This is a genomic window from Photorhabdus australis DSM 17609 (assembly GCF_000711895.1).
Taxonomy (GTDB): Bacteria; Pseudomonadota; Gammaproteobacteria; order Enterobacterales; family Enterobacteriaceae; genus Photorhabdus; species Photorhabdus australis.
This window is the reverse complement of record NZ_JONO01000104.1, coordinates 1-1,063: the sequence shown is the minus strand read 5'-3', so window position 1 is coordinate 1,063 and position 1,063 is coordinate 1. Positions and strand designations below refer to the sequence as shown.

General features: G+C 49.2%; 1 protein-coding gene. It reads left to right on the top strand.

The features are described 5' to 3' along the window. Positions 1-861, top strand: an 861-nt coding sequence (locus tag BO26_RS25000; RefSeq protein ID WP_477707051.1) for a DUF2345 domain-containing protein, incomplete at its 5' end; no start/stop codon positions are given. Positions 862-1,063 lie beyond the last annotated feature (202 nt).

Genomic DNA, 1,063 nt, shown 5'->3' with positions numbered 1-1,063 from the left:
AAAATGATTATCAGCCCTCCCCTGTTGCGGGAAAAATCCGATAGTGAAAGTGATTCGGCCTGGATAAATAGAATGATCCCGGTGGATGCCCAGCGAGGTTTCCCGGTTAATGTCTGGCATAGCTGGCACGGTGGGGTGCATCTTACGCATAGTGATAGCACCAGCCGACCAGGGTTGTTTATCAGTGCGGATGAACAGGCTAAAGCGCAGGGACAAACGCTGGAGATGCAGACGGCGTTGAGTCAGTTGCATGTGGCGAATGAACAGATGCAGGCCATTTCCACTGATGCACAGACGGCTAATGCCTCTGCGGCTGATATCAATGCTCAGCTGGCGATGTTACGACAGGACCTTGAACAGCTGAAATCGGCTGTATTGCTGATGAGTGCGCCAAAGGGGATTTCGATAACCAGTGGTGAGCGTCTGCAACTGGCGGCAACAGAAAACCTGATCGCTAATGCCGGTAAGCATGCGGATATTGGGGTGGTAAAGAATTTCTTTATCGGTGTTGGTCAGACTTTCAGCCTGTTTGTCCGCAAATTAGGCATTAAGCTGATTGCCAATCAGGGGGCGGTTTCTGTTCAGGCACAAAATGACCTGATGGAATTACTGGCTCGCAAAGTGATCAACATAACCAGCACGGAAGAGGAAATTTATATCACGGCAAAGAAAAAGATCACCCTTAATGCGGGCGGCTCTTATCTCACGCTTGATCCCTACAAAATTGAGCAGGGAACCGCAGGGGATTACCTGATTAAGTGTGCCAGTTTTGAGCGAACAGGGGCAGCCAGCCAGAAAACAGAATCGACAACTTTACCAGTTAAAGCAGGAGACCCCCAAAAACGTTGGCGATTTTCCTGAGCAATCTTAACGAATTAACCTGACTAAATGATTAAGGAGTCAAAAAATGATTATCAGTCCCCCCCTGTTGCGGGAAAAATCCGATAGTGAAAGTGATTCAGCCTGGGTAAATAGAATGATCCCGGTGGATGCCCAGCGGGGTTTCCCGGTGAATGTCTGGCATAGCTGGCACGGTGGGGTGCATCTTACGCATAGTGATAGC